Genomic DNA, 24,770 nt, shown 5'->3' with positions numbered 1-24,770 from the left:
ATCCTATATGACGATTGGCCGCAAGATTTCCAGCAATAGCTTTGCAGGGCGGCCTTGCGGCCCGACGCGCGATGCCAATCTGGAGGAGGGACGGTGGCCGCGCCCGCGCGCCCAATCGTTCCTTTCAGGCCCTTTAGGCGTGGAAATCGGCGGCGTTTTTCGAAATAGTCCGCCTCCGCCGACGGCGGTTGCGCCGGCCGGCCCGACGAACGAGGAACATGGATATGCTGCGCACGCGGTTCAACGAGGCTCTGAAGGAGTCCATGCGCGCCAAGGAGATGCGCGCCGTTTCGACCATCCGCATGATCCTGGCGGCCCTGAAGGACCGCGACATCGCGGCCCGCACGCGCGGCGTGACCGACGGCATCGACGAGGCGGAGATCATGTCGATGCTCCAGGGCCTGATCAAGCAGCGCAACGAATCGGCGGCGATGTACGAGCAGGGTGGCCGCCCCGAGCTCGCCGAGAAGGAGCGCGAGGAGATCGCCGTCATCGAGGGCTTCCTGCCCAAGCAGATGAGCGATGAGGAGGTGACCGCCGCCATCGCCGCCATCGTCGGTGAACTCGGCGCCTCCAGCATCAAGGACATGGGCCGCGTCATGGCCGAGCTGAAGGCCCGCCACGCCGGCCAGATGGATTTCGCGAAGGCCGGCGGCCTGGTGAAGCAGAGCCTGTCGGGCAAGTGACGCGGCGGCGCCATCGGCCGACGCCCCCATCGGGGCGCGAATCGGGGTAGGATGAGGGAGCTACCGCCGGAGCCGTTGGTGCGTCCGGCGGGCTTCTGCTATAGCCTCGCCCCCATCACGACCCGGTGACGTTCAGAGCCATGGCCTTCCCCCCCCAATTCCTGGAGGAGCTGCGCAGCCGGCTGGCCTTGTCGGATGTCGTCTCCAAACGGCTGCGGCTGATCCGCGCCGGCCGCGAGTTCAAGGCCCCCTGTCCGTTCCACAACGAGAAGTCGCCCTCCTTCTACGTCAACGACCAGAAGGGCTTCTTCCATTGCTTCGGCTGCGGCGCCCATGGCGACGTCATCGGCTTCGTCATGCGCCACGACAACCTCGGCTTTCCGGAGGCGGTGGAGCATCTGGCCGGCGAGGCCGGGCTGGCGGTGCCGCGCCCGACCGAGGAGGACCGCCACCGCTACGAGCGCCGCAAGACCCTGCATGATCTGGTCGAGCAGGCCGCCCGCTGGTTCGAGCAGCAGCTCCACGGCCCCGCCGGCCGCGCCGGGCTGGAGTATTTCCGGCGGCGCGGCCTCGACACCGACTCGATGGCGCGCTTCCGGCTCGGCTTCGCGCCCGGCGATTCGGGCGCGCTGCGCCAGCACCTCCTCAAGCTGAATTACGAGGAGGAGGACATGGTCACCGCCGGCCTGCTGAAGCGGCCGGAGGACGGGCGCGCGCCCTACAGCTTCTTCCGCAACCGCGTCATGTTCCCGGTCACCGACCGGCGCGGGCAGGTGGTCGCCTTCGGCGGGCGCATCCTGGAAGGCGACGGCCCGAAATACGTCAACAGCACCGAAACCCCCCTCTTCCAGAAGGGCACGCTGCTCTACGGCCTGTCGCGCGCCCGCCAGGCGGCGGCCGACGGCAAGCCGGTGATCGTCGCCGAAGGCTACATGGACGTCATCGCGCTGGTGCGCGCCGGCTTCGAGGGCGCCGTCGCCCCGCTCGGCACCGCGCTGACCGAGACCCAGGTCCAGGAGCTGTGGAAGCTGATCCCGGCCGCCGAGAAGGTGCCCTTCCTCTGCTTCGACGGCGACAACGCCGGGCGGCGGGCGGCGTGGCGGGCGGTGGAGCGCATCCTGCCCCACCTCGCCCCCGGCCAGTCGGCCCGCGTCGCCTTCCTGCCCGAGGGCGAGGATCCCGACAGCCTGATCCGCGCGCAGGGCGCCAAGGCGATGGGCGCGCTGCTGGAGCAGGCGATTCCGCTGGCCGACGCCGTCTGGCGCATGGAGACGGAGGGCCGCCCGACCGACAGCCCGGAGTCCAAGGCGGCGGTCAAGGCGGCGCTGGAGGCCCGCGTCGGCACCATCGGCGACCGCGACGTCCAGTCCTTCTACCGCACCGAGATGCGCCGCCGCGTCGACGAGGCCTTCGCCCCGCCGCCGCGCGAGCGCTTCGGCCAGGGTTTCGGGCGCGGCCCCTGGCAGCCGGGCCGCCGCTTCGGCGAGCCGCCGCGCCGCCACGTCCCCGGCACGCCGGGCCGGCTGACCTCCAAGCCGGCCGGCGAGGGGCGCGGGCGGGTGCAGCGGCTTCCCCCGGTGCGCGAGCGCATCCTGCTGGCGACGCTGATCAATCACCCGGAGCTGTTCGGCGAACTGGGCGAACCGCTCGGTTTGTTGCCGTTCGGTGACCCGGAGCTGGAAAAACTGCGCTGGGCGGTGCTGGAATGCCTGTCGGAGGAGCGGAACACCGACTCGGCACTTGACGCCGCTGCCCTTTGTCGCCACTTGTCATCCGCCGGCCATGAGACGATGGTCGGTGCCTTGCTCGGCGAATCGACGTATGTCCATGCCGGCTTCGCCCGACCGGAGGCCTCGACCGAGGACGCCCGGAAGGGCTGGTGGCCGACGTGGCGTCATCTGCATCACCGGCAGATGCTCGACGATCTTAGGGAGGCGAAGGCGGCTTTGACCCGTGACAACAGCGAGGCGAACCTCGCGCGGGTCGTGGCTCTTCAACAGGAGGTCATAAAGTCCGGAATGGGTATGACGGATGACAGTGACTTTGACGATGCCTAACTGTTGGTACGGTTGGGCTTCGCGTTGAAAGGGCAAGGCCGCGATGTCGGGTTCGGGGTTGGGACAGGGTTGGTTGGGGGGCGGACGGTGCGGGTGACCGCGGCCGAGCGCTCCTTTCGTCTTTTTTTCAATGGGGTAATGCGGGGGCACCGATCGCATGGCCACGAAAGCTGCGAACAGCGTGGAAGTTTCCGAGACGCGTGAGGAGTCCGGCGACGGTCCTCTGATGGATGGCATGGGTCTTGCCGTCAAGAAGATGATCGCGCGCGGCAAGGAGCGCGGGTATGTCACCTATGACGAGCTGAACGCGGCTCTGCCCCAGGATTCGTCCTCGTCCGAGCAGATCGAGGACACGATGGCGATGCTGTCCGAGATGGGCATCAACATCGTCGAATCGGAAGAGCAGGATTCGGAGAACAACGCCGAGGCCAACAGCGACGGCGAAGGCCGTTCGTCGGGCAATCTCGACGACGACGACATCGGCCGCACCGACGACCCCGTGCGCATGTACCTGCGCGAGATGGGATCGGTCGAGCTGCTGTCGCGCGAGGGCGAGATCGCCATCGCCAAGCGCATCGAGGCCGGGCGCGAGATGATGATCGGGGCGATCTGCGAATCGCCGCTGACCATCCGCGCCATCCTTGAGTGGCACGACGCCCTCATGGAAGGGAAGATGCTGCTCCGCGACATCATCGACCTGGACGCCACCTACGGCGGCGGCCCGGACGGCGAGGAGATCCCGCCGGAGGCCCTGGCCGAGGCGGCCGAGGGCGCCGCTGCCCCCGCCCCCGCCGCCGAGGGCGAGGAATCGGACGAGCCGCAGCCGCCGCGCCCCGAGGGCGAGGGCGAGGACGGCGAGGACGGCGAGGAAGGCGACAACAGCCTGTCGCTCTCGGCCATGGAAGCCGCGCTGAAGCCGCAGGTCATCGAGACCTTCGAGGCGATCAAGGCGACCTACGACAAGCTGCACAAGCTGCACGAGTCGCGCATCGTCGCCATGCAGCGCGGCGAGGACATCACCAAGCAGACGGACAAGAAGTACGAGAAGCTGAAGCTCGAGATGGTCGAGCTGATGAACACCGTCCGCCTGAACAACCAGCGCATCGAGCAGCTCGTCGAGCAGCTCTACATCCTGAACCGCAAGCTGACCGGCTTCGAAGGCCGCCTGCTGCGCATGGCGACCGACTGCCGCGTCAAGCGCGAGGATTTCCTCAACCAGTATTTCGGCCATGAGCTGGACCCGAACTGGCAGGAGCGCATCCGCGGCCTGAACCCCAAGACCTGGGGCAAGTTCGCCGAGAAGTACGACGCCGACATCCGCAAGGTGCGCGAGGGCATCTCCGGCGTCGCCGAGGAAGGCCGCCTGCCGATCAGCGAGTTCCGCCGCATCGTCTCGACCGTCCAGAAGGGCGAGAAGGAGGCGAGCCGCGCCAAGAAGGAGATGGTCGAGGCCAACCTGCGCCTCGTGATCTCCATCGCCAAGAAGTACACGAACCGCGGCCTTCAGTTCCTGGACCTGATCCAGGAGGGCAACATCGGCCTGATGAAGGCGGTCGACAAGTTCGAGTACCGGCGCGGCTACAAGTTCTCGACCTACGCGACCTGGTGGATCCGCCAGGCGATCACCCGCTCGATCGCCGACCAGGCGCGGACCATCCGCATCCCGGTCCACATGATCGAGACGATCAACAAGCTGGTCCGCACCAGCCGCCAGATGCTGCACGAGATCGGCCGCGAGCCGACCCCGGAGGAGCTGGCGGAGCGTCTGATGATGCCGCTGGAGAAGGTCCGCAAGGTCCTGAAGATCGCCAAGGAGCCGATCTCCCTCGAAACGCCGATCGGCGACGAGGAGGATTCGCACCTCGGCGACTTCATCGAGGACAAGAACGCGGTGCTGCCGCTCGACGCCGCCATCCAGGCGAATCTGCGCGAGACGACGACCCGCGTGCTGGCCTCGCTGACCCCGCGCGAGGAGCGCGTGCTGCGCATGCGCTTCGGCATCGGCATGAACACCGACCACACGCTCGAAGAGGTCGGCCAGCAGTTCAACGTGACCCGCGAGCGCATCCGCCAGATCGAGGCGAAGGCACTGCGCAAGCTGAAGCACCCGTCGCGGTCGCGCAAGCTGCGCAGCTTCCTCGACACCTGAGCCGCTTTGGCGATTTTGTGAGAACGGAGGCCGCAAGGCCTCCGTTCTCGTTTGCGGGGGTTGCAAATCCCCCTCGGCTTGCGCAGGGCGCCGTCCTTGGCTGTGCCTGTGGTTCACAAGCTTTCCATGGGTTCGCCCGCCACCGGAATGACATGGGTCCTTCTCCCCCCCCTTGGGTTGCCCGGCGAGGCCCGCGGCTTTCCCTCTCCGGCATGCTCCGCTCCGCAAACCGCAAGCTCGACAGGATCCAGACAGTTTGCAACAATCGGGCGTTTGTGCAGGCCGCTTCAATGCGCGTGGAAGAGCTTCGTGGAAAACCCGATCTACATCGACGCCGACGTCACCATCGCACCGTCCTACGCGGTGATTGCGGGCGCCACCTATCCCATCGATACGATCCATTCCGTTCGCCTTGAGAAGGTTTCGGGACGGATCGGCGCCGGTCCGGTCGCGCTCGCCGTCGTCGGGGCTTGCGTGGCCCTGCTTTCCCTCGGTGGCTTCAGGAACGGCGATACGGCCGCCGCGACGGTCGTCCTGACGATTGGCCTCGCTCTCTTCGCTCTCGGCGTGCGGGAACTGAGGCGGGGAGGGAAATACGCCCTCATCGTCTCGACCTCGTCCGGTCAGCAGAGGATTCTTCAAGGGCGCCGTTACGATCAGCTCGAGATGATCCGGCATGTCCTCGGCAACGCCATCATTTCCGCTCGGGAAGCCACGCTTGTCCAGAAACTGTCCGATGATGGCACCAAGCCATGCCCGCTCTGCGCGGAGACCATCAAGGCCAACGCCGTGGTCTGCCGCTTCTGCGGCCACGATCTGGCGGCCGTCGCCGCCGTGCCCTCCGTCCCGGTCGCCGGTCCGCAGGCCGAGCCGGATGTGGCGGACCGCCTGCGGGATCTCAAAACCCTGCATGACAAGGCTCTGATCAGCGAGGCGGAGTACGAGGAACATCGGCGCGCGCTCCTCGCGGCAAGCTTCAAGGTGCCGACCTGATTGACGCCCTCTCGGCGGGCCACGCCGTGTCTGTGACTGGCCATGACATTTTGATGAACGGGGGTTGCAAAGCCCAGGCCTCCTGTCGCACAGTGCGGCCCTCGGTAGGGCCTGTAGTTCAGCGGTTAGAACGCGCCGCTCATAACGGTGTTGTCGTCGGTTCGAATCCGGCCGGGCCCACCATCCTCCCGCCCATTGCCCCCGCCATCGCCTCTTGGATCGGGCGAGTCACGGCGCGGCTCACGCCCGGCGGCGGGCCTGTGGCTGCGGCAGGTATTTGGCAACCTCGCCGTTGCAGACCTGCCGGATGCGCGCGTACTCCTCGGCGGTGTCGACCATGGCCTGCCGGCGGTCGCGCTCGCGCCCGAACTCCTGCATCGCCGTGCGCATCGCCGCCTCCAGCGGGCGGCGGACCGTCGCCATCGCCTGCTGCTGGCTGCGCGAGCGGGCCGGCGTCAGACGGGCGACCGCCTCGTCGAGCCGCTGACGGATCACCGGGGCGAATTCGCGCAACAGCGCCTCGTCCACCGCGACATGCCGCATCTCATGGGCCAGCACCTCGCCGTGAATGCAGCTGCCGGGCGGCAGCTCGCGGGCGACATGCACGACACGCTGCTGGAAACCGAAGGAAACGGTGAGGACGTTCGCCGAGGCGCAATAGCTGCCGTCGGGAAGCCGCTGGAACAGCGCCGAAACCTGGGACTGCTCGCCGTAGCGCGCCTGGGTCAGCCCCAGCACATGGCCGCGCGCCGACCCGGCCGGGCCCGACGTCCGTCCCGGCAGCCGGGTGAGCTGCGCGATCGCCAGCCCGTCGTTGCGCTGGAGCGGGGCCAGCGTGATGTCGAAGGAAACCGAGGCGGGCGGAAACACCGGACAGCTCAGCCCCTGCGCGCCCACACCTTGTCCGGCGGCCGGGAGTGCCAGCAGCACCCCCGACACGGCACCCAGCGGGAGAAACGGCAGCCGGCGGACGATCATGCGACCCCATGTCGCGATGCGCCCGCCCGCAAACAAGACCCCCGCCCTCTCCTTTTTCCGGCTCAGCGCTTGCCGGGGAAGAGGAAGCGCGCCTTCAGCGTGCCCTCGATGGCCTTCAGGTCGTTGGTGACCTCCAACTCGTCGACGTCGCCGTCGACGTCGACCACGACATAACCCAGTTCCGGATCGGTTTGCAGGAACTGCGCGGCGATGTTCAGGCCACGGTCGGAGAACACGTCGTTCACCTTGCGCAGCATGCCCGGACGGTTCTCATGGACGTGCAGGAAGCGGGTGCAGCCGAACTGCACCGGCAGCGCCACCTGCGGGAAATTCACGGCGCCGACGGTGGAGCCGTTGTCCGAATACTCGATCAGCTTCTGCGCCACCTCGGTGCCGATGTTGGCCTGGGCCTCCATCGTCGAGCCGCCGATGTGCGGGGTGAGGATGGCGGTCTTGATGCCGCGCAGCGCGCTCTCGAACTCCTCCTTGTCGGAGCCGGGCTCCTTGGGGAAGACGTCGATGGCGGCGCCGATGATGTGGCCGTTGTGCATCGCGGCGGCCAGCGCCTCGATGTCCACGACCTGCCCGCGCGCGGCGTTGATCAGGTGGCTGCCCTTCTTCATGACCGCCAGCTCGGTGGCGCCGATCATGTTGCGGGTCTGCGCGGTGTCGGGAACGTGCAGCGTCACCACGTCGGACACCGACAGCAGCTCCTCCAGCGAGTCGCAGGGGCGCGCGTTGCCGAGCGCCAGCTTGCGCACGGTGTCGTAGTAGCGGACCTGCATGCCCATGGCCTCGGCCAGGATCGACACCTGGGTGCCGATGTGGCCGTAGCCGACGATGCCCAGCGTCTTGCCGCGGATCTCGTAGCTGTCCTTGGCCGACTTCATCCAGCCGCCGCCATGGACCAGCGCCGACTTCTCGAAGATGCCGCGCATCAGCATGATGATCTCGCCGATCACCAGCTCGGCGACCGAGCGCGTGTTGGAATAGGGCGCGTTGAAGACCGGGATGCCGAGCCGGCGCGCCGCCTTCAGATCGACCTGGTTGGTGCCGATGCAGAAGCAGCCGACGTTGATCAGCCGGGTCGCCGCCTCCAGCACCCTGGCGGTCAGGTGCGTGCGCGAACGGATGCCGAGGATGTGGACGGAGCCGATCCGTTCCAGCAGCTCTTCCTCGTCCAACGCGCGCGGCAGGCGCTCGACGGAGGCGTAGCCGCCACGGGCCAGCTCGTCGATGGCGTTGTCGTGGACACCTTCCAGCAGAAGGATGTTGATCTTGTCCTTGGAAAGCGAAAGCTTGGTCACGGCCGGCATCCGTCTCGGTCATCGGCCCGGATGCGGCGGATCGCGTCGCGCCGGGCCACGGAAAAAGCGAGCGCGCAAGGTAATACCAACGGCGGGGCTTGTCACCTGAACGATGTTGCGCCGCCGCACCCGCTTTTCGCATGCCGGAATGGCGCGGCGCACAGGACGGGTGTATCTCTCGGAAAACCAACGCGCAGGCAGCCGCCGAACAGCCGCAGCACAGCCGAAGACGAGGGCGAGACCGATGAGCGACGTGACCATTTACCACAACCCGCGCTGCACCAAGTCGCGGCAGACGCTGGAGCTTCTCCGCGAGAAGGGCGTCGAGCCGACCGTCGTCGAGTATCTGAAGACCCCGCCCTCCCCCGCCGAACTGACCGCCATCCTCGCCAAGCTGGGCAAGGGGCCGCGCGACATCACCCGCGCCAAGGAAGCCGCCGAGGCCGGCATCGCCGCCGATCTGGACGGCGACGCGCTGGTCGCCGCCCTGTCCGCCAACCCGTCCGCCATCGAGCGGCCCATCGTGGTGAAGGGCGACCGCGCCCGCGTCGGGCGGCCGCCGGACTCGGTTCTGGACCTCCTCTAAGCCCCCGCCTTCCGCCCCAACGGAGAAGACCCCCGTGCCCGACCAGACCGCCGTCGCCTCGACCCCGCATTCGGCCGCGACCGCCGCCGCCGAGCTGTCCACCATCCGCGACTTCCTGCGCTACGGCGTCAGCCGCTTCAACCAGGCCGACCTCGACTACGGCCACGGCACGACGACGGCCTTCGACGAGGCGGTGTTCCTGATCCTGGAGTCGCTGCACCTGCCGATCGACCAGCTCGACCCCTATCTGGACGCCCGGCTGACGGCGGCGGAACGCAAGGCGGTGGCGGACATCCTGCACGCCCGCATCGACACCCGCAAACCGGCGCCCTACCTGCTGAACAAGGCCTACATCCAGGGCATCCCCTTCTACGTCGACGAGCGGGTGCTGATCCCGCGTTCCTTCATCGGCGAGCTGCTGTTCTCCGACATGTTCGGCGGCGACGACTTCACGCTGGTCGAGGATCCGACCTCGGTGGAGCGGGTGCTCGACCTCTGCACCGGCTCGGGCTGCCTCGCCATCCTCGCCGCGCGCATCTTCCCCGAGGCGCAGGTCGACGCGGTGGATCTCTCCGCCGACGCGCTGGAGGTGGCCAGGCGCAACGTCGCCGACAGCGGCTTCGCCGACCGCATCACCCTGCACCAGGGCGACCTGTTCGCGCCGCTGAAGACCCGCAAGTACGACGTCATCATCACCAACCCGCCCTATGTCGACGCCGAGGCGATGGACGCGCTGCCGGCCGAGTTCCGCCACGAACCGGCGCTGGCGCTGGCCGGCGGCGACGACGGGCTGGACATCGTCCGCCGCATCCTGAAGGAATCGGCCAAGCACCTGACGCCGGAGGGCGGGCTGCTCTGCGAGTTCGGCACCGGGCGCGAGATCCTGGAGGCCGACTACCCCAACCTCGACTTCCTGTGGCTGGAGACCGCCAACAGCTTCGGCGAGGTGTTTTGGCTGACCCGCGACCAGTTGAAGGGCGTCAAGTAGACCGTCCGTCCAGAAAGACCGCGGGCCGTGGGGAACGCTTTCCCCCGGCCCATGGTTGTCTTCCGGCAATGCTGCGGCGCAACCGAACCGGCGCGCCGCTCCTGTCCTGCCGGGAGAGACCGTATGAGCATCGAACCGCGTCACCAGCCGGCCCCCCGGACGAGCGATGACCGATCCACCGCATCCCGCGTCGGGATGGCGTTGGGCGTCACGGCGGCGGCGCTGGCCGGTCTGGCCGTCGCCAACACACTGGCGGCCCGCGCGGCGGAACGGCGGAATCCGCCGAACGGCCGCTTCATCACGGTGGATGGCGTCCGGCTGCATGTCCTGGAGGACGGCGCCGGGCCGCCGGTCGTGCTCCTCCACGGCAACGTCTCCACCGCCGAGGATTTCCGCGTCAGCGGCCTGTTCCAGCGCCTGCGCCGGAAGCACCGGGTCATCGCCATCGACCGGCCGGGCTTCGGCCACAGCGAACGGCCGCGCGGCTCCCTGTGGACTCCGGCCGAACAGGCCACGCTGCTGCGTCACGCCTTCGATGCGCTGGGGATCGAGCGGCCGGTCGTCGTCGGCCATTCCTTCGGGGCGACGGTCGCCGTTGCCATGGCTCTGGACCATCCCGACGCGGTCGGCGGGGTGGTGCTGCTCGCCGGCTATTACTTCCCGACCACCCGCATCGACGCCGCCCTGGCGGCCCCGCCGGCCATTCCGCTTCTGGGCGACGTGCTGCGCTATACCCTGTCGCCGCCCCTCGGCGCGGCGGCCATGCCGCTGCTGGTCAAGGCCATGTTCGCGCCGCTTCCGGTCCCGGACGGCTTCAGCGACCGCTTCCCGGTCTCGCTGGCGGTGCGGCCCGGCCAGATTCGCGCCAGCGCCGAGGATGGCGTGACGATGGTGCCCGCCGCCAGGGCGATGCAGGACCGCTACGGCGAATTGCTGATGCCGGTGACGATCCTGACCGGCACCGAGGACCGCATCGTCGGAGCCGACGAGCAGAGCGGCGGGCTGCACGCCGCCGTTCCCCACAGCGTTCTGCATCGGGTGCCGGGGGCCGGCCACATGGTCCATTACGCCGACCCGGACCTCGTCGCGCGGGCGATCGACCGGGTGGCGGTTCAAACCAGCGCGGAAGCCTGATCCACGGAACGGCGCAGCAGGACGCTGCCGCCCTCGTGCGGCAGGCGGGGATGCCAGGGTATCGCCGCGCGCCCCGCCTCCACGAAGCCCTGCCCGGCGTAGAGCCGCCGCGCCGCCCCGTTGTCGGCCCAGACATGCAGGGTGACGCGGTCGAAGCCGCCCGTCCGCGCCCGCTCGTAGAACCAGCCCAGCAGCCGGCCAGCGACGCCCCGGCGGCGGAATTCCGGATCGACCGCCAGCGCCGACAGGAAATAGCTGCCCCAGTCGTGCGTGGCGGCGAAGCTGGCGAGGTGCGCGACCCGGTCGGGGGGCAGGCCGCTGTAATCCTCGGTCTTGATCCAGTCCACCGGATAGCCGTGCGCCACCCCGACGACCCGGCCGCCGATCTCGGCCACCCCGCTCTGCCGGTGCGACAGCGACCCCGCCGTACCGGCCAGACCGGGCGCCAGCATCTCCCGCGCGGTCAGCCCCGGCACCAGCCCGTCGAGCAGGAACTCATAGACCCCGCCCCCGGCCAGATCGATCAGCCGCGCCAGATCCAGCGCGTCGTCGGCTTCGGCCGGGCGGATGGTGATGCTGTCCTCGGTCATTCCCGGTCTTCACCCTGTTCAGAACGTCCGCCCGCGCGAGCCGCGGCGTCTCGCCGGTTGACGGGGCCGGCTCCACACCGTAGCTTACCCGCCATGAACGCGCATCGGCTTCCCGGCATTCTGCGAATTAGCGGCCCGGTTCTCCTTTGAGAGCCGGGGAAACGCTCGTCCACACCGCAGAAACGCTTCGAGATCCGAGAGACATCATGTCCAGCAGCGCCGTTTCGTCCGCCGCCACGTCCACCGTCACGCTCACGCCGCCCGCCGCCGAGGCCCGCGCCTGCGCGCCCGAACGCCGCGTCGGCTTTTCCGTCGTCGCCGACGCCGATCCGGGCACCCTGCCCCGCATCCTGGAACTGGTCGCCAAGCGCGGCCTGGTGCCCGACGCGCTGAGCAGCCTCCTGGCCGGCGACACGCTCGTCGTCGAGATGGAGGTGGTCGGCCTGCCCAAGGCCGAATCGGACCACATCGGCAACTGCCTGCGCCAGATCCCGATGGTGGCGCGCGTCACCATGGCGGAGCGCGCGCCGGCGGAGAGGGTCGTCCGGTCCGCCGGCGACCTGCTGGTCGCGGCGGAATAACCGGTCAGGGCGCCTTCGGGGCACCGTCGGAAACCGGTGCCGACGCGGCGTCGGCCGCCGGGCTGGCCGCCGGATCGGCCGGGGCGTCCACCGGTTCGCCCGGCGGCGCCTCGACCACCCCGCTCTGCATCAGTTCGGCGGCGCGTTGCAGCTTGCGGAACTGGGCGACCGAGAATGGCAGGGTGGCGAGATAGACGAGGCCGATGATCGACAGCGTCCACCAGGGCTGGCTGACCATCATCGCGGCGATCAGTCCGACGCCGGCCAGGGCCGGCACCACCCATTGCGCCGGCACCCGCGTGCCCTTGAAGGAGAAGGTCGGCAGCGTGCTGACCATCAGCCCGCCGATCATCAGCGTCCAGGGCACGATCACCACCGGATGGCCGGTCACGTCGGCCCCGGTCTCGAAGCCAAGGATCATCGGCAGCAGCACCAGCCCGGCCCCGGCCGGGGCCGGCACGCCGGTGAAGTAGTTGTAGGCCCAGGGCGGCAGGTCGACGACGCCGAGCCGCGAGTTGAAGCGGGCCAGCCGCAGGGCGCAGCACACGGCGTAGGCCATGGCGGCGATCCAGCCCAGGCTGCCCGCCCCGTTCAGTCCCCACAGATACATCATGAAGGCCGGGGCGACGCCGAAGCTGATGGCGTCGGACAGGCTGTCCAGCTCCGCCCCGAACTTGCTCTGCCCGTTCAGCAGCCGGGCGATCCGCCCGTCCAGCGCGTCGAGGATGGCGGCGATCACGATGGCGATCACCGCCGGTTCCCAGCGCTCCTGCATGGCGAAGCGGATCGCCGTCAGGCCGGAGCACAGCGCCAGCACGGTCAGCACGTTGGGCAGCAGGTGGTTGATCGACAACCCCTTCAGCCTCGGGTGCGGACGGCGCGGGCGGCGGACGCGGCCCTGCCGGAAGATCGGCTGCTTGAAGACGGGCGGACGCTTCATCGCCGCACGTCCCCGACCCGCTGCGATTCGGTGCCGTTCAGGTCGGCGAGGATGGTCTCGCCGCCGATGGCGGTCTGGCCGACGCAGACCAGCGGCGCCACGCCGTCCGGCAGATAGATGTCGGTGCGGCTGCCGAAACGGATCAGGCCGAAGCGCTCACCCGCCTTCACCTCCTGCCCGGCCTTGGTCCACCACAGGATGCGGCGGGCGACGAGGCCGGCGATCTGGACATAGGCGATCTCGCGCCCGTCGGGCAGGCGCTGGCGGAAGGCCATGCGCTCGTTCTCCTCGCTCGCCTTGTCGAGCGCGGCGTTGACGAAGGTGCCCTTGTGGTATTCGGCGGCGACGATGGTGCCGTCGGCCGGGACCCGGTTCACATGGACGTTGAAGACGTTGAGGAAGACGCTGATCCGGGTCAGCGGCTTGTCGCCCATGCCCAGTTCCCTGGGCGGCACGGCGGGGACGATCATCGTCACGCGGCCGTCGGCCGGGCTGACCAGCAGGCCGGGCCGGGTCGGCGTCACGCGGTCGGGGTCGCGGAAGAAATAGGCGCACCACAGGGTGAGGATCAGGCCGATCCAACCCAGCGGCGCCCAGACGGCGAGACCCAGGACCAGGGAGACCACGGCGAAACCGGCGATGAAGGGCCAGCCGGCGCGGTGGATCGGAACGACAACGGTATCGATGGCGGACATCGCCCTCTTTCTTCATTCTTCAGCCGATTACGAACAGGCATTCTAGACGCCCGTTCCGAGCCTTTACAGAATTTTAGCGGCGACGGAGGATGCTGGCCGCAACTCCACTCTCCAGAATCGAGCGCCGTCCCTTGTCCGTCCCCGATTTGCAGACCATCCAATCCCTGGCCGAGGTGCCGGACGGCGCGCTGCCGATCACCCCCGGCTCGATCATCATGACTCCGGAAGGGGTGCTCGGCATCGCCAAGCCGCCCAGGCCGTGCAAGCTGCATTTCATGGCCGACGGCCTGCCCTTCAACGTCGCGGTGCGCCACGAGGGCGACGGGTCGGTCTGCCAGATCTGGGCCGACGTCGGCCACGTCCCCTACACCGCGCAGGCGCCGGAGCGCCGCCGCGCGCTGCTGTCGATCCTGCGCGGGGTCGAGGGGCTGAAGACCGTGAAGTTCGTCGTCCAGGGCGGCCAGAAGATCATCCTCTTCTCGGAGACGACCTTCGAGCACCAGGCGGCGCCGGAGGACCTGTTCCACCAGACCATCCTGGTGTTGCAGGAGGCGCGCCCCTTCCTGCGCCTGATGGGGCCGTATCTGTAAAGAATCCGGCGGGTCAGGCGTCCGGCCAGAAGCCGTCGTCGACCATCTGGTCAAAACTCCACGGGCATCGTGCCGGCAAGCCACGGCGGGGCATGCCGGTTTCCCGTTCCACCTCGATCAGCGCCAGACGATAGGCGCTCTCGATGGCTTCATCGAGCTTCGACTTCAGACTAGGATTGTCGTCGAGGTGATCAGCGATCCGGTAGCGCTGCTCCTCGACGCTGAGGCGCCAACTGTTGCCGCGTCGGTCCGGCTGGAAGCGCCATTTCAGGAGATGAAGCAGCAGGACCGTCAGGCGGCTCACCAGTTCGCGCTTCTCGGTCCTGCCCATGCTCTCGATCTCCTCGGCGATGTGGGCGATGTCCGCCGCATCGAGCTTCCCGGCCCGCAGCAAGGCCGCCTGCTCGTTCGCCCAGGCGTAGAAATCGCGCTCGTAGAGGTTCGAATCCATGGCTGGCTCCCATCAGGCGTCCGGCCAGAAATCCATGTCCATCAGCCGCTCGAACGGCCAGGGGCATGTGTCCGGAAAGGTCGGTTTCGGCAGACCGGTCTCGCCCGCCGCCAGGATCGCCGCCTTGCGGTAGGCGTCCGTGACCGCCTCGTCCAGCTTGGACTTGAGGCTCGGGTTGTCGCGCAGATGGTCCAGCAGGTCGTCGCGCTGGACGGTGATCGTGGCTTCCCAGCTCGCGCCGCGCCGGTCCGGCTGGAAGCGCCATTTCAGGAGATGAAGCAGCAGGACCGTCAGGCGGCTCACCAGCTCGCGCTTCTCGGTCTTGCCCATGCTCTCGATCTCCTCGGCGATGTGGGCGATGTCCGCCGCATCGAGCTTCCCGGCCCGCAGCAGGGCCGCCTGCTCGTTCGCCCAGGCGTAGAAATCGCGCTCGTAGAGGTTCGAGTCCATCCTGCCCTCCCCACGGCGAGCCGCGAGGCGGCGGACCGGGATGGGCTCCGGTCCGCCGTCGCACGCGCTCCGCTTACTTCGGAACCTTGCCCTGAACGCCCTCGACGTACCAGTCCATCTTCAGGATCTGCTCGTCGGTCGCGCTCTTGCCCTCCGGGATCACCACCTTGCCGGACTGGTCCTTGACCGGGCCCTGGAAGGAGTGGCGCTTGCCGGACATGATGTCGGCCTTGATCTGGTCGGCCAGCGCCACGACGTCGGCCGGGATGGCCGGGTTGTAGGGGGCCAGGAACAGCATCTTGTCCTTGAAGCCACCCCAGGTGTCGACCGACTTCCAGCTGCCGTCGAGCACCGCCTTGACGCGGTCGATGTAGTAGCCGTTCCAGTCGTCGACGATGGCGGTCAGGTGCGACTTCGGACCGAAGCGGGTCATGTCGGAGCTTTGGCCGACCGACCACAGGCCGCGGTCCTGCGCGGTCTGGATGGGGGCCGGGCTGTCGGTGTGCTGGACGATGACGTCGGCGCCCTGGTCGATCAGCGCCTTGGCGGCCTCGGCCTCCTTGCCGGGGTCGTACCAGGAATTCACCCAGACGACGCGGACCTCGGCCTTCGGGTTCTGCTCGCGCAGCGCGATGGTGAAGGCGTTGATGCCGCTGACCACCTCGGGAATCGGGAAGGAGCCGACATAGCCGATGATGTTCGACTTGGTCATCTTGCCGACGATGGCGCCGATCACCGTGCGGCCTTCGTAGAAGCGCGCGGAGTAGGTGGCGACGTTGGCCGAACGCTTGTAGCCGGTGGCGTGCTCGAACTTCACGTCGGGGTAGCGCTGGGCCACCTTCAGCGTCGGGTTCATGAAGCCGAAGGAGGTGGTGAAGATCAGCTTGTGGCCGCTGGCGGCGAGCTGCTCGATCACGCGCTCGGCGTCGGCGCCCTCCGGCACATTCTCGACATAGGTGGTGGTGACCTTGTCGCCCAGCGCCTTCTCGACCGCGAGGCGGCCCTGGTCGTGCTGGTAGCTGTAGCCGTGGTCGCTGATCGGCCCGACATAGACGAAGCCAACCTTCATCTTCTCCTGCGCGCTCGCGACGCCGACGCTCAGCGCGACGGCGGCGGCACCGGCCAGACCCAGAAGCGTCTTGCCCATCGTCCTTCTGTTCACGTCAAAGCTCCTTGGGTGTTTGGTTTCAGCGTCTTGTTTCGTTTTTTGGCGGCTTGGTCAAGAATCCGGATGAAACAGCTTGCCCAGGCAAGCCGGCGCGTTCAGGCGGATGCGGGCGACGTCCCGCGAGATCAGCACGAGAACGAGAACGGTAGCCAGATAAGGCAGCATCGACAAGAGCTGCGAGGGGATGGCGATGCCCATGCCCTGGACATGCAGCTGGGCGATGGTGACGCCGCCGAACAGCCACGCCCCCAGCATCACGCGCACCGGCTTCCAGGTGGCGAAGACGACCAGCGCCAGCGCGATCCAGCCGCGCCCGGAGGTCATGTTCTCCGCCCACATCGGCGTGTAGTCCATCGACAGGAAGGCGCCGCCCAGCCCGCTCATGGCGCCGCCGAACATCACCGCCAGGAAACGGATGCGGATCACCTTGTAGCCGAGCGCGTGGGCCGCGTGGTGGTTCTCGCCGACCGCGCGCAGCACCAGCCCGGCGCGGGTCCGGTAGAGGAACAGATGCACCAGCGGCACGGCGAGCACGCCGAGATAGACCAGCAGATCCTGTCCGAACAGCGCCTGCCCGATCACCGGCAGGTCGGTCAGGCCGGGGATGTTCAGCTTGGGCAGCCCTTCCAGCGGGATGCCGACGAAGCCCTGCCCGATCAGCGCCGACAGCCCGACTCCGAACAGCGTCAGCGCCAGCCCGGTCGCCACCTGGTTGGCCAGCAGCAGCAGGGTCAGCACGCCGAACAGCGCCCCCATCGCCGCCCCGGCGCCGGCGGCGACCAGCAGCCCGAGCGGGGCCGAGCCGGTCTTCACCGTGATGGCGAAGCCGCAGACCGCCCCCATCAGCATCATGCCCTCGACGCCCAGGTTGAGGACGCCGGATTTCTCGACCACCGTCTCGCCCAGCGCCGCGAACAGCAGCGGCGTCGCCGCCGCGAACATCGCCGCCAGGATGGGGCCGATCAGAGCCAGCTCGGCGCTCATGCCACGGCCCTCCGCGCGCCGAAGCGGATCCGGTAGCGGATCAGCACGTCGCTCGCCAGCAGGAAGAACAGCAGCATGCCCTGGAAGACTCCGGTGATGGCCTTGGGCAGGCCCATGGCGATCTGCGCCGCCTCGCCGCCGATGAAGGACAGCGCCATCAGCAGCGCCGCCAGCAGGATGCCGACCGGGTGCAGCCGCCCGAGGAAGGCGACGATGATGGCGGTGAAGCCGTAGCCGGGCGACACGCTGGGGGTGATCTGGCCGATCGGGCCGGCAACCTCGCCCATCCCGGCGACACCGGCCAGCGCGCCGGAGAGCAGCAGGCTGAGCCAGATGATCCTCTTCTGGTCGAAGCCGGCATAGCCCGCCGCCGCCGGGGTCAGGCCGATGACCTTGATCTGGAAGCCGACGAAGGTCCGCGCGATCAGCACCCAGCCGGCCGCCACCGCGAGCAGGGCGAAGGCGGTGCCGAGATGCACGCGGGTGCCCGACCACAGGACCGGCATCACCGCGTCGGCCTCGAACAGGCGCGACTCGGGGAAGGCGAAGCCGTCGGGGTCGCGGTAGGGGCCGTGGACCAGATAGTTCAGCAGCAGCAGCGCCACGTAGGTCAGCATCAGGCTGGTGAGGATCTCGCTGGCGTTGAAGCGGACGCGCAGGAAGGCGGGGATCGCCGCCCAGGCGGCGCCGCCGGCGGCGCCGGCGACCACCATCAGCGGCAGCAGCCACCAGCCGCCCTCGCCGTAGAAGGCCAACGCCAGACCGCCGCCGGCGATGGCGCCGACGGTGAGCTGCCCTTCCGCCCCGATGTTCCAGACGTTGGCGCGGAAACCGATGGCGAGCCCGACGGCGCAGAGCACCAGCGGCGTCGCCTTGACGATCAGCTCGCCGATGCCGCGCCTGGAGGAGACGGGATCGATGAAGAAGGCGTGCAGCGCCTTCACCGGATCGAAGCCGAGCAGAAGAAACAGGACGAAGCCGCTGAGCAGGGTCAGCGCCACCGCCAGCAGCGGCGTGACGTAGACCATGGTCTTCGACGCCTGCCCGCGCGGTTCCAGACGGATCAGGCTCATGCGTGGATTTCCTTGAACACCTTGCCGGGCACCTTACACCGCACGCGTGATCTCCCCGTCTTCGTCCGGCGGCGTGCCGAACAGCCCGCCCATCAGCAGGCCGATGCGTTCCACGCTGGTTTCATGAGTCGGCCGGCTGTCCGACAGGCGGCCGTGGAACAGGACCGAGATGCGGTCGCTCAGCACGAACAGCTCGTCGAGATCCTGGCTGATGACCAGCACCGCGGCGCCCGAGCGGGCCAGCGCGATCAGCGCCTTGTGGATCGCCGCCGCCGCCCCGGCGTCGACGCCCCAGGTCGGCTGTCCGACCACCAGCAGCTTCGGCTTCTGGAGGATCTCCCGGCCGATGATGAATTTTTGCAGATTGCCGCCCGACAGCGACCGCGCCTCCGCCCTATGGCCGTGGGCGACGACGTTGAAGCCCTTGATGATGGTCTCGGCGTAGGCGCGCGCCCGGCCGAAATGCACCAGCCCGCCGCGCACCAGCGGTTCGCGGGCGTAGCCGGACAGCAGCGCGTTCTCCGACAGGCTCAGCTCCGGCACGGCGCCGCGGCCCAGCCGCTCCTCCGGCACGAAGGCGAGGCCGAGCGACCGGCGGGCGCGCGGCCCCAGATGGCCGGCCGGCACCCCCTCGATCGTCACCGCCTGCGGGTCGGCGATCAGCGCCTCGCCGCTCAAGGCCGCCATCAGCTCGGCCTGCCCGTTGCCGGCGACCCCGGCGATGCCGAGGATCTCGCCGGCCCGCACCTCGAAGGAGACGTCCTTCAGGCTGGTGGCGAAGGGGTTGTCCGAGGTGGTCGACAGGTGCCGCACCACCAGCCGGGCCGCCCCCGCCTCGCCCGGCGGCAGCCGTTCCGGCGTCGACAGCTCGCTGCCGATCATCATCTCGGCCAGGCCGCGCGCGGTTTCGCGGCGCGGGTCGCAGGCGCCGACCACCCGGCCGGCGCGCAGCACCGTCGCCCGGTCGCACAGCGCGCGGATCTCCTCCAGCTTGTGGGAGATGTAGAGGATGGTGCAGCCCTCCGCTGCCAGCCGGCGCAGGGTCTCGAACAGCTTGGCGGCCTCCTGCGGCGTCAGCACCGAGGTCGGCTCGTCCATGATCAGCAGCCTGGGGTCCTGCAACAGGCAGCGCACGATCTCCACCCGCTGCCGCTCGCCGACCGACAGGTGGAAGACGTGCCGCTCGGGGTCGAGCGCCAGCCCGTAGCGTTCCGACACCGTGCGGATGCGCTCCGACAGGGCGTCCATCCTTCCCGGCTCGTCGAGGCCGAGCGCGATGTTCTCCGCCACGGTCAGCGTGTCGAACAGCGAGAAATGCTGGAACACCATGCCGATGCCGAGCCGCCGGGCGCCGGCCGGATCGGGGACGACGGTCTCCCGCCCCTGCCACAGCAGGCTGCCGGAATCGGGGTGCAGCACCCCGTAGATCATCTTCACCAGCGTCGATTTGCCGGCGCCGTTCTCGCCCAGCAGCGCGTGGATCTCGCCGGGCCGGAGAAGGAGGTCGACATGGTCGTTGGCGAGACAGCCGGGAAAGCGCTTCGTGATGCCGCGCAGCTCCAGTCGGGGCGGCGCGGCGTCCGGCGCGGGTGTCTTGGCGTGCGAATCCAAGGAGGAGGGATCCAAAAGAGGGAAAACCTTCGGGGCAATGCCAAAGCCGTGCCACCACCGGACACAGTAACGCGGTCGGCACACCGCGCGTCAACAGCGGATCCTTTGCCCATCGGTCAGGCAAATGCCCTTTTGGGCGGCAGGCGAGGCGCCGGGTCGGGAATGGAGGCGCGGCGATCCGTCAGCACCCTTGCCATACCCCAGCGATCCGCCCAACTATCCCTTCGACGCGAGGCGAGCGGAGACGGTCATGGCGATGGGCATGAAGGCGGGCATGATGGCGGGTTACGCGGTGCTGGAGCATCGCGGCGTGGTGGCGGTCTCGGGCGAGGACCGGGCGGCCTTCCTGCAAGGGCTGGTGTCCAACGACGTCCTCAAGGTCGGCCCGGCGCACGCGGCCTACGCGCTGTTCCTCACCCCGCAGGGCAAGTTCCTGCACGACTTCACGCTCGCCGATGCGGACGGCGCCCTGCTGCTCGACCCGGAGACGGAACGCCGGGCCGACCTGCTGCGCCGGCTGAAGATGTACAAGCTGCGCTCCAGGATCGCGCTGGAGGACCGCGCCGACTCGCTGCGGGTCGCCGTCGCCTTCGGCGAGGGCGCGCTGGCGGCGCTCGGCCTGCCGGCTGAGCCGGGAGCCGCCGTGCCGTTCGGCGGCGGCGTCGCCTTCACCGACCCCCGCCTGCCCGCCCTCGGCGCCCGGCTGTTCCTGCCGGCGGAAGGAATCGCCGCCCTGGAGGCGACCGGGCTGACACGCCGCGACGCCGCCGACCACGACCGGCTGCGCCTGTCGCTGGGCGTGCCGGAGGGCGGCCGCGACCTGATCCCGGAGAAGTCGATCCCGCTGGAGAACCGGCTCGACGCGCTGAACGCGATCTCCTGGGACAAGGGCTGCTACATGGGGCAGGAACTGACCGCCCGCACCAGGTACCGCGCCCTGATCCGCAAGAAGCTGTTCCCTGTGACCGCCGAGGGGCCGCTGCCGGCCCCCGGCACCCCGGTGACGCGCGACGGCAAGGACGTCGGCGAGATCCGCAGCGGGCGCGACGGGCTGGCGCTCGCCCTGCTGCGGCTGGAGGATGTCGCGGAGACGGCCGGCGGCGGCCCGCTGACGGCCGGCGGCGCGGTCCTGACCCACCGCGTGCCGGAGTGGGATGTTACCTCCTAAGGAGGGGGACTCGCCAAAAGAGTTCGCGGCGCGCGAAATCAAACCTCTTCCTTCGCTGTTGTTGACGGGTATCCGGTCCACAATGACGAAGGAGCCACCTCATGCGCCGTACTCTTATCGCCGCCACCGCCACCCTGGCCCTGCTCTCGGGCGCGGCGTTCGCGCAGACCACGTCGCCGACGGTCGCCAACCCGTCCAGCTCGACCTCGTCGATGTCGAACACGGCGACGCCGGACAGCGCGGCGACCACCGGCTCGGCCACGACGGGCAGCACCCTGGGCGCCGGCCAGATGGCCAGCGCCGACCAGCTGCTCGGCAAGAACGTCTACGGCCGCGACAACGACAAGCTGGGCGAGGTCGACGACGTGATCCTCGACAGCAACGGCCAGGCCAAGCAGCTCGTCATCGGCTCGGGCGGCTTCCTCGGCATCGGCGAGAAGAAGGTCGCCGTCGATTACACCGCCGCCAACTGGGACGCGCAGAACAACCGCCTCAACATGTCCGGCCTGAGCCGCGACGACGTGAAGGCGATGCCGGAGTTCAAGTACGACGACACCATGACGTCGCTGAACCGCACCCGCAAGCCGGCCGACGGCACCACGACCGGCACGACGATCGCCAAGTAAGGCATCGTCAGGCAGCCGCTTCCTTCGGCGTCCTGCGTTGAAGCGAAAGCGCTGAAAGCGGAAAGCCCCCCTTCCGTCGGAAGGGGGGCTTTTCCGTTGCGGGCGTCAGGCCCGCAGAAGATCGACGAAGCGCCGGCAGGACTCGATGTCGGCGCGGAGGGCGGCGCGCCGCTTGGTCGTTTCCGGATCCTCGCCCCAGCGCTCGATCTCGAAGGTCTCGTCGATCTGCGAGACCTCGAACGCCTCGGCCGCGTCGATGCGGCCCTCGACCAGCGCCAGCGCGACGACCAGCGACCCGCAGGCGCCCGTCGCGGTCTGCAACGCCGCCAGCGTCCAGTCGTCATAGCCCTCGACCGCGCTGCGCAGGGCGCGCAGGGCCTCCGGCGTCTGCGGCTGGGGCATCAGCCCGGCGCAGACCCGCAGGGGAGCGTCGTACTGCAACGCCGCCCAGTCGAGCAGCGGCTGCCACGCCCGCGCCTGACGCTCGACCAGGCTTTCCGGATGCTCGGCGCGGTAGCAGAGCAGATCGGTCCCGGCGTAGGCGGCGACCGCGTCGACGATGCCGTCGCGCTTGGCCGGAATCAGGTCCACCGCCGTGCTGGCGAGCTGCATCAGCGGCATGGCGTTGGCGTCGATCTTGTCGCCCTGCGCCTCCCACTCCGCCGCCACGCCCTCGGCCAGCGCCCTGGAACGGAAGACCAGCGGCGCCTTGGCCGGGCTGCGGACCGGGCGGCCGTCCAGCTCGACCTGGAACCCGCCCTCCGGCGCCGCGCCGACGCCGGCCGCCTTGTAGAAACGCTTCATCATTCGCCTTTCAACAGATCCAGCACCGCACCGGCGACCTCGACGCCGTCATGCACGATGCGGTCGGCGCCGGCCGCCTCAAGCTCCGCCACCGCGTGGTATCCCCAGGAGACGCCGACCGACGCCACCCGCGCGTTGCGCGCCATCTGGATGTCGTAGGTGGTGTCGCCGATCATCACCGTGCCGGCGGCCTCCGCCCCCGTTTCGGCCAGCGCGCGCTGGACCATGTGGGGGTTCGGCTTGCCGGGCGAGACGTCGGCGGTCTGCAAGGTCACGAAGCGGTCGGCGATGCCGTGCAGCTTCAGGACCGCGTCCAGCCCGCGCCGCGACTTTCCGGTCGCCACGCCGAGCAGCACCCCGGCGTCGGCCAGCGCGGTCAGCGTGTCGAGGATGCCGGGGAACAGCGGCTCATGCACCTCGCCACGGCCGCGCCTGGCGGCGAAGGCCCGCTTGTAGCTTTCGGCGACGGCGACGTGCAGGTCCGGAGAGCGCCCCGGCAGCAGCAGCCCGACCGCCTCGACCAGCGACAAGCCGACCATGCGGCGCACCGCCATCGGATCGGGCACGCCAAGGCCATGCTCCTCCCAGGCGGCGGTCATCGCGTCGATGATGGCGAACTGGCTGTCGACCAGCGTGCCGTCGCAGTCGAACAGCGCCAGCCTCAACGGGGGCGCCAACGGAGCGGTCGGGGGGCCGCTCACTCCACGTCCTCGAACGGGTCGTCGCGCAGGTTGGCGCTGAAACCGAGATACTTCCAGGTCGCCAGCATGTGGTCGGGCAGCGGGGCCGTCACGTCGATGGTCTTGCCGCCGCGCGGGTGCGGCAGGATCAGCCGGCGCGCGTGCAGGTGCAGCTTCCTCGCCACCTCGGCGCCCGGCAGGAAGGCGCCCTGCCCGGCGTACTTCCCGTCGCCGAGGATCGGCGTGCCGATCGCCGCCATGTGGACGCGGAGCTGGTGGGTGCGCCCGGTGCGCGGCCACATGGCGACGAAGGCCGACTGCTTCCCGGCGTTCTCCAGCACGGTGTAGTAGGTGACGGCGCGCTTGCCCTCCTCCTTGGCCTCGGCGACGCGCTCGCCGTGCGGCCCGCCCTCCTTGGCCAGCGCCAGATCGATCTTGCCCTGGTAGGGCTTCGGCACGCCGACCGTCGCCGCCCAGTAGGTCTTGCGGACGTCCGAACCACGGAACATCTCGGTCAGCTTGGTGGCGGCGAAGCTGGTGCGGGCGAGCAGCAGCACGCCCGACGTGTCCTTGTCGAGGCGGTGGACCAGCTTCGGCCGCTCCTTGCCGTCGAAGCGCAGGGCGTCGAGCATGGCGTCGAGATGCTTGGAGGTGCCGGTGCCGCCCTGCACCGCCAGACCGGCCGGCTTGTTGATGGCGATGACGTCGGCGTCGCGGAACAGCACCAGCGCCTGGAGTTCGGCGATCTGCTTGTCGGACATCGCCGGCTTCTTCGGCGCCGCGGCCTGGGACGGCCCCTTGGCCGGTGCCGCCCAGTCGGCGAGCGGCGGGATGCGCACGCTCTGCCCGGCGGCCAGCCGGTCGGAGGTCTCGGCCCGCTTGCCGTCGATGCGGACTTGGCCCGTGCGCAGCAGCTTCTGGAGGTAGCTGTGGTTCACGTCGGGGAAGTGGCGCTTGAACCAGCGGTCGAGGCGCATGTCGGCCTCGTCCCCCGTCACGGTGCGGTTCTCCACCCGGCTTTCGGTGGCGGGCTTGGGAGCGGGCTGGGCGGAATCAGTCATGACAAGGACACCGGAACAAGAGAACGCACGACCCACAGGCCGGCAAAGAAACCCAGGATGGTCAACACCACCGAGGCCAGAAGATACCCCATCGCCGCCGCCATCTCGTTCCGCCCCACCAGGACGCCGATGTCCAGGGTGAAGGAGGAGAAGGTGGTGAAGCCGCCGAGCACGCCGACCAGGATCAGCGCGCGCAGCTCCGGCGACGGCGACCAGACCAGCGCCGCCAGCTCCGACAGCACGCCCATCGCGAAGCAGCCGGAGGCGTTCACGATCAGCGTCCCGTAGGGAAAGCGCGCGCCGACCCATTGCCCGACCAGCAGGATCAGCAGATAGCGCGCCACCGAACCGGCGGCGCCGCCCACGGCGACCGCGAGCAGCGAGACAGGCGAAGCGAGCACGGACCCTCCCGGCGACGGA

At 69.2% G+C, this 24,770-nt stretch carries 26 protein-coding genes and 1 tRNA gene; 12 read left to right on the top strand and 15 right to left on the bottom strand.

The window, feature by feature from the left end; translation table 11 throughout:
- The first annotated feature begins 224 nt into the window (after positions 1 to 224).
- The 5 genes from J2847_RS19735 to J2847_RS19715 all read left to right on the top strand — a co-directional run bounded on the left by J2847_RS19735 (position 225) and on the right by J2847_RS19715 (position 6,068).
- Positions 225 to 686, top strand: coding sequence for a GatB/YqeY domain-containing protein (locus J2847_RS19735; protein ID WP_209780564.1), 462 nt, complete (start codon positions 225 to 227; stop codon positions 684 to 686).
- A gap of 140 nt (positions 687 to 826) precedes the next feature.
- Positions 827 to 2,743, top strand: coding sequence for a DNA primase (dnaG, locus tag J2847_RS19730; RefSeq protein WP_209780563.1), 1,917 nt, complete (start codon positions 827 to 829; stop codon positions 2,741 to 2,743).
- Positions 2,744 to 2,900: 157 nt separating this feature from the next.
- On the top strand, positions 2,901 to 4,892 hold the full coding sequence (gene rpoD / locus J2847_RS19725) for an RNA polymerase sigma factor RpoD (protein WP_209780562.1): 1,992 nt from the start codon (positions 2,901 to 2,903) through the stop codon (positions 4,890 to 4,892).
- Positions 4,893 to 5,201: 309 nt separating this feature from the next.
- Complete coding sequence (locus J2847_RS19720) at positions 5,202 to 5,885, top strand: DUF6232 family protein (RefSeq protein WP_209780561.1); 684 nt, start codon at positions 5,202 to 5,204, stop codon at positions 5,883 to 5,885.
- A 107-nt stretch (positions 5,886 to 5,992) separates the two neighbouring features.
- A tRNA-Ile gene (locus J2847_RS19715) sits at positions 5,993 to 6,068 on the top strand.
- A gap of 57 nt (positions 6,069 to 6,125) precedes the next feature.
- On the opposite strand, the gene J2847_RS19710 is transcribed toward J2847_RS19715, so the two are convergent.
- Both J2847_RS19710 and serA read right to left on the bottom strand, forming a co-directional pair.
- A complete protein-coding gene (locus J2847_RS19710) occupies positions 6,126 to 6,863 on the bottom strand; it encodes a hypothetical protein (protein WP_211114789.1) in 738 nt (245 codons plus the stop codon).
- A 62-nt stretch (positions 6,864 to 6,925) separates the two neighbouring features.
- Complete coding sequence (gene serA, locus J2847_RS19705; RefSeq protein WP_209780560.1) at positions 6,926 to 8,170, bottom strand: phosphoglycerate dehydrogenase; 1,245 nt, start codon at positions 8,168 to 8,170, stop codon at positions 6,926 to 6,928.
- A gap of 244 nt (positions 8,171 to 8,414) precedes the next feature.
- Here serA and arsC point away from each other — a divergent pair, with 244 nt between their 5' ends.
- The 3 genes from arsC (at position 8,415) to J2847_RS19690 (ending at position 10,878) form a co-directional block, all read left to right on the top strand.
- Positions 8,415 to 8,756 carry an arsenate reductase (glutaredoxin) gene (gene arsC, locus J2847_RS19700; RefSeq protein WP_209780559.1) on the top strand — a complete coding sequence of 114 codons (342 nt, stop codon included), beginning with the start codon at positions 8,415 to 8,417 and terminating at the stop codon, positions 8,754 to 8,756.
- A 34-nt stretch (positions 8,757 to 8,790) separates the two neighbouring features.
- Positions 8,791 to 9,744, top strand: coding sequence for a 50S ribosomal protein L3 N(5)-glutamine methyltransferase (gene prmB / locus J2847_RS19695; protein ID WP_209780558.1), 954 nt, complete (start codon positions 8,791 to 8,793; stop codon positions 9,742 to 9,744).
- 123 nt (positions 9,745 to 9,867) lie between these two features.
- Positions 9,868 to 10,878: an alpha/beta fold hydrolase gene (locus J2847_RS19690; protein WP_233474641.1), complete on the top strand. Its 1,011-nt coding sequence runs from the start codon at positions 9,868 to 9,870 to the stop codon at positions 10,876 to 10,878.
- Here J2847_RS19690 and J2847_RS19685 read toward each other — a convergent pair.
- Positions 10,857 to 11,468 carry a GNAT family N-acetyltransferase gene (locus tag J2847_RS19685; protein ID WP_209780557.1) on the bottom strand — a complete coding sequence of 204 codons (612 nt, stop codon included), beginning with the start codon at positions 11,466 to 11,468 and terminating at the stop codon, positions 10,857 to 10,859. The two genes, J2847_RS19690 and J2847_RS19685, sit on opposite strands and share 22 nt — an antisense overlap.
- 206 nt (positions 11,469 to 11,674) lie before the next feature.
- On the opposite strand from J2847_RS19685, the gene J2847_RS19680 reads away from it, so the two are divergent.
- Entirely contained in the window at positions 11,675 to 12,049 is a 375-nt protein-coding gene (locus tag J2847_RS19680) for a hypothetical protein (RefSeq protein ID WP_209780556.1), read from the top strand.
- Between the two features lie 4 nt (positions 12,050 to 12,053).
- Here the strand turns inward: J2847_RS19680 and J2847_RS19675 are convergent, their stop codons facing one another.
- Together J2847_RS19675 and J2847_RS19670 are read right to left on the bottom strand one after the other, a co-directional pair.
- Complete coding sequence (locus J2847_RS19675; RefSeq protein WP_209780555.1) at positions 12,054 to 12,989, bottom strand: CDP-alcohol phosphatidyltransferase family protein; 936 nt, start codon at positions 12,987 to 12,989, stop codon at positions 12,054 to 12,056.
- Complete coding sequence (locus J2847_RS19670) at positions 12,986 to 13,684, bottom strand: phosphatidylserine decarboxylase (RefSeq protein ID WP_209780554.1); 699 nt, start codon at positions 13,682 to 13,684, stop codon at positions 12,986 to 12,988. The genes J2847_RS19675 and J2847_RS19670 overlap by 4 nt, the downstream gene beginning before the upstream one ends.
- Before the next feature lie 131 nt (positions 13,685 to 13,815).
- Between J2847_RS19670 and J2847_RS19665 the strand changes: the two genes are divergently transcribed.
- Positions 13,816 to 14,274 carry a hypothetical protein gene (locus tag J2847_RS19665; RefSeq protein ID WP_209780553.1) on the top strand — a complete coding sequence of 153 codons (459 nt, stop codon included), beginning with the start codon at positions 13,816 to 13,818 and terminating at the stop codon, positions 14,272 to 14,274.
- Positions 14,275 to 14,287: 13 nt separating this feature from the next.
- Here the strand turns inward: J2847_RS19665 and J2847_RS19660 are convergent, their stop codons facing one another.
- From J2847_RS19660 to J2847_RS19635, 6 genes are all read right to left on the bottom strand, one after another.
- Positions 14,288 to 14,725: a DUF29 domain-containing protein gene (locus tag J2847_RS19660; protein ID WP_209780552.1), complete on the bottom strand. Its 438-nt coding sequence runs from the start codon at positions 14,723 to 14,725 to the stop codon at positions 14,288 to 14,290.
- A 12-nt stretch (positions 14,726 to 14,737) separates the two neighbouring features.
- The gene (locus J2847_RS19655; RefSeq protein WP_209780551.1) at positions 14,738 to 15,175 is read right to left on the bottom strand and encodes a DUF29 domain-containing protein; all 438 of its coding nucleotides are present in this window, start codon (positions 15,173 to 15,175) and stop codon (positions 14,738 to 14,740) included.
- Between the two features lie 73 nt (positions 15,176 to 15,248).
- On the bottom strand, positions 15,249 to 16,322 hold the full coding sequence (locus tag J2847_RS19650) for a BMP family ABC transporter substrate-binding protein (protein WP_209780645.1): 1,074 nt from the start codon (positions 16,320 to 16,322) through the stop codon (positions 15,249 to 15,251).
- Positions 16,323 to 16,394: 72 nt separating this feature from the next.
- Positions 16,395 to 17,327: an ABC transporter permease gene (locus J2847_RS19645; RefSeq protein ID WP_085554787.1), complete on the bottom strand. Its 933-nt coding sequence runs from the start codon at positions 17,325 to 17,327 to the stop codon at positions 16,395 to 16,397.
- Positions 17,324 to 18,400: an ABC transporter permease gene (locus J2847_RS19640; protein WP_209780550.1), complete on the bottom strand. Its 1,077-nt coding sequence runs from the start codon at positions 18,398 to 18,400 to the stop codon at positions 17,324 to 17,326. Before J2847_RS19640 ends, J2847_RS19645 begins: the two co-directional genes overlap by 4 nt.
- Before the next feature lie 33 nt (positions 18,401 to 18,433).
- Positions 18,434 to 20,011, bottom strand: a complete 1,578-nt coding sequence (locus tag J2847_RS19635; protein ID WP_209780549.1) for an ABC transporter ATP-binding protein — start codon at positions 20,009 to 20,011, stop codon at positions 18,434 to 18,436.
- A 250-nt stretch (positions 20,012 to 20,261) separates the two neighbouring features.
- Between J2847_RS19635 and ygfZ the strand changes: the two genes are divergently transcribed.
- Both ygfZ and J2847_RS19625 read left to right on the top strand, forming a co-directional pair.
- Positions 20,262 to 21,179 (top strand): CAF17-like 4Fe-4S cluster assembly/insertion protein YgfZ, encoded by a 918-nt coding sequence (gene ygfZ, locus J2847_RS19630; RefSeq protein ID WP_233474640.1) that lies wholly within the window; start codon positions 20,262 to 20,264, stop codon positions 21,177 to 21,179.
- Positions 21,180 to 21,280: 101 nt separating this feature from the next.
- Positions 21,281 to 21,805 (top strand): PRC-barrel domain-containing protein, encoded by a 525-nt coding sequence (locus tag J2847_RS19625; protein WP_209780548.1) that lies wholly within the window; start codon positions 21,281 to 21,283, stop codon positions 21,803 to 21,805.
- Between the two features lie 105 nt (positions 21,806 to 21,910).
- On the opposite strand, the gene J2847_RS19620 is transcribed toward J2847_RS19625, so the two are convergent.
- Genes J2847_RS19620 through crcB form a run of 4 tightly spaced genes read right to left on the bottom strand, consistent with a single transcriptional unit; the run spans position 21,911 to position 24,751 of the window.
- Entirely contained in the window at positions 21,911 to 22,609 is a 699-nt protein-coding gene (locus J2847_RS19620; protein WP_209780643.1) for an ATP12 family chaperone protein, read from the bottom strand.
- Positions 22,609 to 23,310, bottom strand: coding sequence for an HAD-IA family hydrolase (locus J2847_RS19615; protein ID WP_325169446.1), 702 nt, complete (start codon positions 23,308 to 23,310; stop codon positions 22,609 to 22,611). The genes J2847_RS19620 and J2847_RS19615 overlap by 1 nt, the downstream gene beginning before the upstream one ends.
- Entirely contained in the window at positions 23,307 to 24,350 is a 1,044-nt protein-coding gene (locus tag J2847_RS19610) for an RluA family pseudouridine synthase (RefSeq protein WP_209780547.1), read from the bottom strand. The genes J2847_RS19615 and J2847_RS19610 overlap by 4 nt, the downstream gene beginning before the upstream one ends.
- Positions 24,347 to 24,751, bottom strand: a complete 405-nt coding sequence (crcB, locus tag J2847_RS19605; protein WP_209780546.1) for a fluoride efflux transporter CrcB — start codon at positions 24,749 to 24,751, stop codon at positions 24,347 to 24,349. The genes J2847_RS19610 and crcB overlap by 4 nt, the downstream gene beginning before the upstream one ends.
- Positions 24,752 to 24,770: the final 19 nt, after the last annotated feature.

Origin of the sequence: Azospirillum agricola (assembly GCF_017876095.1) — a bacterium.
GTDB lineage: Bacteria > Pseudomonadota > Alphaproteobacteria > Azospirillales > Azospirillaceae > Azospirillum > Azospirillum agricola.
This window is presented reverse-complemented; position numbering and strand designations above follow the sequence as displayed.